Annotated in this window: 4 protein-coding genes; 1 reads left to right on the top strand and 3 read right to left on the bottom strand. The window is 74.2% G+C overall.

Annotated elements, in window-relative coordinates:
* The coding region (locus tag Q5694_RS03875; RefSeq protein WP_333930535.1) for a condensation domain-containing protein at positions 1-1,463 on the bottom strand (1,463 nt) is incomplete at its 3' end.
* A gap of 129 nt (positions 1,464-1,592) precedes the next feature.
* Entirely contained in the window at positions 1,593-3,200 is a 1,608-nt protein-coding gene (locus Q5694_RS03870; protein WP_333930534.1) for an AAA family ATPase, read from the bottom strand.
* Positions 3,201-3,479: 279 nt separating this feature from the next.
* Between Q5694_RS03870 and Q5694_RS03865 the strand changes: the two genes are divergently transcribed.
* Positions 3,480-3,674 carry a hypothetical protein gene (locus Q5694_RS03865; protein ID WP_333930533.1) on the top strand — a complete coding sequence of 65 codons (195 nt, stop codon included), beginning with the start codon at positions 3,480-3,482 and terminating at the stop codon, positions 3,672-3,674.
* Between the two features lie 85 nt (positions 3,675-3,759).
* On the opposite strand, the gene Q5694_RS03860 is transcribed toward Q5694_RS03865, so the two are convergent.
* On the bottom strand, positions 3,760-7,305 hold the full coding sequence (locus Q5694_RS03860) for an AfsR/SARP family transcriptional regulator (protein ID WP_333930532.1): 3,546 nt from the start codon (positions 7,303-7,305) through the stop codon (positions 3,760-3,762).
* Positions 7,306-7,506 lie beyond the last annotated feature (201 nt).

The raw sequence follows: 7,506 nt of genomic DNA, 5'->3' as shown, positions 1-7,506 counted from the left end.
TCCTCGAACCGGGCCGTCAACAACGGCTCCCCGCCGTACCGCACCGACCGGCCGGACCACTCGCCCAACATCCGCCGCTCACCGGTGTCCAGGAGCTCCGTGCGGGACGATGCGACTCCGGGCTCGGCGAGGAGGCGCTCCGCGAACTTCAGGAAGCGGTCCTGGTGCCCCGCCACCGCCTGGATGTCGCAGACCTCGGGTGAGGCGTCGAAGTCGATCCGCAGGCCGAGGTCGGGCCCGAGGTCGTACACACCGACCGCCAGGTCCTCCACCGGGCCGTTGCCGAGGTTGTGCTGGACGGTCGGCAGGCCGAAGAACCGCTTGCCCGGGGCGAACGCCATGATGTTGACCTGCGGGGACGCGATGCGCCGGGCCGTCTCGCCGAGGCCGAGGTCCCGGCAGGCGTCCTCGTAGCGGGTCCGCTGGTGCTCGAGTCCCTCGCGGGCTCGGGCCCGCACGGTGGTGAGCAGGTCCGCGAGGGAGTCGTCGGTGCGGACCGGTACCCGCAGCGGGATGACGTTCGACATCATGCCGGGGGTACGGCGGGCCAGTTCGGTGCGCCGGCTCGTCACCGGCAGCCCCAGCACGGGTGTGTCGGCCCCGCCGACCCGGTGCACGTAGGCCGCGACCAGGGCGAGGACGAGCATCGTCCACGGTGCCCGGTGAGTGCGGGCGACCTCCTTCAGCCGGTCGGACCGCTCGGCGCCCAGGAGGACGGTGCGGCGGGTGAACGGCAGGGCTCCGGGCCGGGTCGCAGCGGTGTGGCCCTCGGCGAGCCGCGGCACGGGCTCGACGTCGGCCAGGTGCGCGGCCCAGTACGCCCGGTCCTCGGCGGCCTCCGGCGATGTACGGTACGCCGCGTCCTCGTCGAGCAGTTCGGCGAGCGTGCCGAACGGTGTCTCTCCCCACGGTCGTCCCGCCGCCGCACGGTCGTACAGGTCGACCAGACGCTCGTCGAGCAGGGCGATGCCCATGCCGTCGATGGCCAGGTGGTGGAAGGCGTGGAAGTAGAACCAGCGCTCCTCCCCCGCCGCGGTGCGGCCCGCGCGGATCAGCGCGTGGCGGGTGAGCCAGTCGTGCGCCAGATCGAAGGGGCGGGCGAGTTCGGCGTCCATCCAGGCGCGGGCGGCCGCCACCGGGTCGTTCTCGTCGCTCAGGTCGACGATGCTCAGGCTGCGTCCGAGGGGCTTGGCGTGCACCTCCTGCCACAGGGTGCCGTCGTCGTCGGAGCCGACGCCTCGGATGCGCAGTGCGTCGGCCTCGCAGGCGAGCCGGTACCAGCAGCAGGCCACCAGGCCGGTGTCGAGCGGCCCGGTGAGTTCGCGGTACTCCCCGATGTTGTAGCGGCAGCCGGAGGTGTCGAGCCCGTGTGCCATCCAGATGTCGCGCTGCGCCGCCGACAGGGGCAGCCGCACAGTGGAGGGCCCGTACACGGTGCCCTGTTCCGACGCGGTCGGGGACATGAGGGTGCTCCTCGGAGTCGTGGGGCTGCTTGAGGTGGGTGACTGCCCGGGCCGTCGTTGCGGCCGGATGCCATACAAGCCCCGGCCGGCGCTCGGGAGCGGCAGTTGGTCCGGCAATAGGGGAGCAGGTCAGTGGGCGGCGGCAGTTGCCGAGGCAGGCCGGGCCAGTGCGGCGCGGACCAGGCCGAGGACGTGGAAGCGGGAGGCGCCGTCCCGGTACACCGCGCTCACCGTGCCGCTGAGCAGCAGGTCGCGCAGGAACCGGCCGCATTCGGCCGGGGTCAGGCCGGTGAGCCTGGTGAGGTCGCTCAGTTCGTGCCCCCGGCCCGGAGCGGCGGCGTGGGGGGCCGCCGGTGTGGACAGGGCGTCCAGCAGGGCGCGCGGGCCGGGCCGCAGGCGCGCGAGGCGGTCGCACAGTCGGGTGCGGAAGTCACCCGTGCCGCCCGCCGGGTCGAGGTGGTCGAGCAGGGCCGCGGGGTCCGTGGTCAGGCAGCCGCACAGGGTCGCCAGGTCGTACACCACCAGCCAGGACGCGGCCGCGACGAGCGCCCCGGGATGGCCGTCGAGGAGACGGCAGACGGCGCCGGCCCGTTCCACGTCGGCGGGTGCGGCCGCGAAGTCGGGCCGGGCGCGGCGTACATGGTCCAGGAAGAGCCGCACGGCCGGTGACTCGCTCGTCCCGGTGTCGTCGCCCGGCAGTTCCAGCGGGGAGAGCAGGAAGATCCGCTCGCCCGGCACGCCCCAGGGTGCGTCGGACGTCACGAGCAGCCGCAGCCCCGGGCAGGCGCGCAGGAGGGCGGTCAGCCGGTCGGCCCTGGGGGGCGAAGCCGGAGCGCCGTCCAGTACGAGCAACGCGGGTGCGTCGCCGACCAGTTCGTTCCAGGAGGCTGCGGCCGCCGCCGCGGTGACTGCCGGGTCGGCTCCGGGGCCGTCCTGGGCGAACAACTCGGCCGCCAGGGCCGCGAGGTGGGCGGTGAGGGCGGCGTCCTCGGGGGCCAGGTACTCGCCGCGGTGTCCGGTGAAGGTGTGCCAGAGCACGGGCAGACCCGCACCGTGGAGCCGTTCGGCCACCGCGAGCGCCAGCCGGGTCTTGCCGACGCCGGCCAAGCCCACCACGTTGACCAGCCGTTCCGTACCCGACTCAGCCACCTCCGACGCCAGGATCTGCGTTTCGCCCTCGCGTCCCACCATCGCGTGCAGCGCGGTCGGGGGTGCCGTCGGTTCCTGCCGGCCCGGACCGATGCCCCGGCCCTGCCGGGCCGCCTCCGCCAGGGCGGCCCGGGCACGCGGACCGAGCCGCAGCGCGTCCGCCACCAGTTGGACGGTGCCGGAGCGCGGCCGTCTCGCCTTGCCCTGCTCCAGGTCCCGGATGGCGCGGACGCTGATGGTGGACAGGTCGGCGAGTTCCCGCTGCGTGAGCCCGATGCGCAGGCGGTGGGAGCGGATCAACGCGCCTATCGCGGTCGTCTCCCGGGCGGGCGTAGCGAAAGCAGCCGCGGGAGCTGCGGCGACGGGCGTGGCCCGGGGGACACCGAAGGCACTGGCCGAGCGGCCGGGTGCGACCGGGGTGGAGACGGGCGTGGCGTGCGGGAGGCCGAAGGCGCCCGCCGGGCGGCCGGGCGCCGCGGGGGCGGGGATGGACACGTCAGGGGGAAGGCCCAAGGAGTCGGCCGGGCGGTCGGGCGCGGTGCGGACGGGGTCGGCGGCACGGGCGGCGCGAGTGGCGAGGGTGTCCATGGTGACGCTCCCGGTGAAGGCGGTGGTCGGTGACGGGGCGGGACGGCGCGGCCCGGTTCCCGTTCTCCATCGTCCGCAGGGCACTATCCCGCCGACATCGCGCGGCGGGCGTCCGCCCGCCGCGCCGCTATCACCGGCCGTCCCCGCCACGCAGCGGGTCGTGATAGCGCGGCGATAAGAGCGGGGGCGGTGCCGGGATTCCGGTCGTTCCTAGCGTGGTGCCCACGAAGAAGGAAGCGCCCCGGAAAGCCGGGGCGCCCTACCGGAAGGACTCCGATCATGGCCCTCACCGCCGCTTTCCGCGCCGCCCTCGTCACCGTCGCCGTCGCCGGAGCCACGCTGCTGGGCGCGCAGATCGCCCAGGCCGACGGCCCGGCCGCCACCTCTTCCGGCACGGCCGGCACGACCGCCGTGACCACGCCGCAGGCCACCCCGTCGCCCACCGCCTCCGGCGACACCAACCCGTGGGACTGACCTCGCCGAGACCGGCGCCGGAAGCCGGTCCTGCGCCCGAGCGCCGCAGCCACCTCAGCCACCGCGCTCACCGGGGCCACGTCGATCATCCGACCGCCGAGACGCTCTCCCCCGCCGGTCCCGCGGCGCGAGCCGGCCCCATCGCGTCGAGCAGCCGCTCCGCCTCCGCCAGCTCCGCGGCCATCCGCCGCTCACGGAACGCGACCGTCGCCTTCCTCAACTGGTCGCGCGACCATTCCCGGTCCGCCGCCGCGTCGCTCGCCGCGAGCAGCCGCGCCAGGTCCAGCCGGATCAGCGCCGCCCCGCCGTGGTCCATGATCTGCTCGCGCACGGTCAGCGCCTGCGTGTAGAACCCGCGCGCCGCCTCGCCACGGCCCAACTCCGTGTGCACATGCCCCAGATCACGCAGCAGGTGTCCCTCACCGATGACGTCGCCGTGGTCCCGGCACAACTCCAGCACTTCGATGTACGTACGTACCGCGTCCTCGTGCCGGCCCTGTCCCTGCTGCAGTTGTCCCGCGCGGCGCAGGGTGCGTGCCTCTCCGCCCGTGTAGCCGACCGACCGGTAGATGGCGAGGGCCTCGTCGAGACGGGCCTGCGCCCCCGAGATCTCTCCGCGCCGCATCCAGATGTGCGCGCTCTGGGTGAGCACGATGGCCCGGCCCACGACGTCACCGGCCTGGTCGAAGTCCCTCAGCGCCCGGTCGTACAGGGTCAGGGCCCGATCGTCGTCCCCGCGCATCCGCGCCAGAAGGGCGAGGTCCCGGTGGCACAGGGCGAGGCCCTGGCGGTCGCCGAGCACCTGGAAGAGGTCCAGGGCGGAGGTCAGCGCTCCTTGCGACTCCTCGTGCTGGCTGCGGCCGAGGTGCAGCACCCCGAGGGAGCTGAGCAGGGCGGCGGTGCCGCGGGTGTTGCCGGCCGAGCGGGCGCAGTCCAGCGCCAGTTGGTGCGTACGCTGCCAGTCGTCGAAGTACCCCTTGCCCTCGAACAGGGTGGCCAGGGTGGCCGCCAGGTCCCAGCACAGCTCGTCCATCCCGGCGGCGGCCGCCTGCTCGACGGCCTGGACGAGACCGGCGTGCTCGCTGTCCAGCCACTCCAGCGGATTGACGAGCAGTTCGTCGACACAGTGCTCCGGCGGCACCCAGCGGGGCGCCGTGCCGTGCAGCACGGTGAAGTCACCGCCGTAGATCCGGCGGTGCGCCTGCTCGGCCAGGGAGAGCCAGCCGCCCGTCATCCGTTCCAGGGCCGCCGTCTGGACGGCCGGGGCGTCGTGCAGGACGAGCTGCTCTCGTGCGAACACCCGGATGATCTCGTGGAAGCGGTAGCGGAAACCGCCGGTGGACTCGACCCCCACCACGTCCAGCATCTGCACGTCGACGAGCGGTTCGAGCAGGTCCGACGGATAGGGGCGGTGATCGTCCAGGAGGGCGCCGGCCAGCCAGCCGGGCAACGTGGCCGCCTGCGCGAGGCTCAGCAGCCGCATGAGTCTGCGGTCCTCGGGTGCGAGGCCGTCGTGGGTCAGGGACAGGCTGGCGCGCATGGTCATCTCGCCGTGCGTCAGCTCGTCGAGCCGGTGCCGTTCGTTCGCCAGCCGCTGGACCATCGACGCCAGGCTCCAGTGCGGGCGGGCGGCCAACCGGGCCGCGACGATGCGCAGCGCCAGCGGCAGCCCCCCGACGGTGCGGATCAGCATCTCGGCCGCCGGTTGCTCCCGGCCCACCCGGTCCGTGCCGATCACCCGGCCGAGCAGTTCCAGCGCTCGTGCGGTGTCCATCACGTCCAGCTCGACCCGCTCGGCTCCGGGCAGGCCGGTGAGCCGCAGACGGCTGGTCACCAGCACGGCGCAGTGGCTGCTGCCGGGCAGCAGCGGCCGCACCTGGCTCTCGGACACCGCGTCGTCGAGCACGACCAGTACCCGGCGCGAAGCCAGCAGCGTGCGGTACATCTCGGCCCGTTCGTCCTGGGACTCGGGGATCACCGGCCCGGGGATGCCCAGGGCCCGCAGGAATCGCCCGAGCACCTCGTTGGCCGCGGCGGGCGCGCCGGTGGTGCCGCGCAGGTCGCAGTACAACTGCCCGTCCGGGTAGGCGTGCTGGGCGAGCAGGTGGGCGACGTGGGTGGCCAGGGTGGACTTGCCGGTGCCCGGCTTGCCGACGATGACGGCCAGCCCGACCGAGCGGCGCAGGCCGTCGCCGAGCAGGGTGGCCTGGAGCCCGGTGACCTGCTCTTCATCGCCGACGAAGTCGGAGGTGTCGGCGGGCAGTTGCCGCGGGATCTCTTCACCGGGGGGCGCGGTGAAGGGGTGTGCGGGGCGGTCCGTCGTGCCGTCGGGGGTGTCGGCTGCGCGGGGCGCGGGGCCGGCGAAGGGATGGCCGGCGAACGCTCCGGCGGGTCCGGAGGAGGTGACGACGTCGGATGAAGCGGCTGTCCCGCTCGCCCGGGCGCCGGCCTGCCGGGCCCCGTGCGGTGGTGTCCCGGCCGCGCTGTCCGCTGCGGGGGTCGCCGTGGTGACGCTGCCGCCTGCTCCCCGCTGGCCGGGCACCGCGGGCAGGATCGGACCGTGCTCTCCCGGTCGCCGAGCGCCCGGGGCGGTGAGGCCCGCCACGGCGGACACGGTCGTGTCGGCACCACCGGGGGGTGGGGCGGCCGTGGCGAGGTCGCTCCCGGCTCCTGCCACCGCCGGTGCGCCTTGCGCAGGCACCGGCGCCGCGGCCGCCCGCGCGGCCGGTCCGGATCCGACCGGTCCCCCGCCCGGCGTTCCTCCGGTGTGCGGGCCGTTGTCCGCGTGCGGCGTACGGCCACCGGGAGCGTCCTGGCCGGCTCGTGACGCAGGGCCGGCGGGCGCCGGCGGCACCTCGCCCGCCAGGATGGCCGCCTCCAGGCCACGCAGTTCGCTGCCCGGCTCCAACCCCAGTTCCTCGACGAGCAGTTCGCGCGCCGCACGGTAGGTCTCCAGGGCCTCGGCCTGCCGCCCGGACCGGTACAGGGCGAGCATCAGCTGGCCGCGCAAGCGTTCGCGCAGCGGGTGGACGTGCACCAGCGTGCGGATCTCGGCGACCAGATGGTGGTGACGGCCGAGATCCAGCTCCAGGTCGATACGGGTCTCCGCGGCGGTCATCCGCTCCTCGTCCAGCTGGAGCGCCTTGCTACGCAGGGTCTCGCTCGGCACACCGTTGAGGCAGTTGCCCTGCCACAACTCGTCGGCGGAGCGCAGCAGATCCGCGGCGGTGTGGGCATCGCCCTGTCGTGCCGCGGTGCGCGCGTCGGCGACCTGCCGTGCGAAGAGCAGGGCGTCGACCGACTCGCCCTCGGTTCTGAGGACGTAACCGGGTGGGCGGGTGGTGATGGCCGCGGCGATCTCGGCCTTGGTGAAGAGTTTGCGCAGGCGGGAGACGCAGATCTGCACCTGGGTGCGGGCGGTATCCGGCGGCTCGTCGTCCCAGATGAGGTCCACGAGGTAGTCGGTGCTGACGACGCGGTCGGCCTCCAGCAGCAACGCCGCCAGGATGATCTCCTGCCGTCCGGGCGGAACCCGCACGGGCCCGCTCGCGCCGACGACCGTCAAGGGGCCGAGGATGCAGAAGGCCACCGGTTCGGGGGCGCTCGGAGCCCCGCCGGGCGAAACGGTCATGAGTCTCCCAGCAGGAGCCGCACCTGGACAGATGGTGGAGCGGGGCACAGTCTTGCTGAAACGTTCAGGCGTTGTCCATGGTGTGGAGATTTCATGACGATGAACCGTCGTTGGCCGGATCTGATCGCCCGATTCACTCGCGCCCCGGGCGAATTCCCGCAGGCCGCGAGCGCACGGGGCACGGAGTGCGGCGCGGGCCGA

Source organism: Streptomyces sp. AHA2 (assembly GCF_036857595.1).
Classification (GTDB): domain Bacteria; phylum Actinomycetota; class Actinomycetes; order Streptomycetales; family Streptomycetaceae; genus Streptomyces.
Note: the sequence above shows the minus strand (reverse complement) of the source record. Positions and strands in the feature narration are given on the sequence as shown.

Coding starts and splice junctions, on each gene's coding strand:
- Q5694_RS03865 (WP_333930533.1), top strand. CDS start 3,480: ATGGCCCTCACCGCCGCTTTCCGCGCCGCCCTCGTCACCGTCGCCGTC.
- Q5694_RS03860 (WP_333930532.1), bottom strand. CDS start 7,305: ATGACCGTTTCGCCCGGCGGGGCTCCGAGCGCCCCCGAACCGGTGGCC.
- Q5694_RS03870 (WP_333930534.1), bottom strand. CDS start 3,200: ATGGACACCCTCGCCACTCGCGCCGCCCGTGCCGCCGACCCCGTCCGC.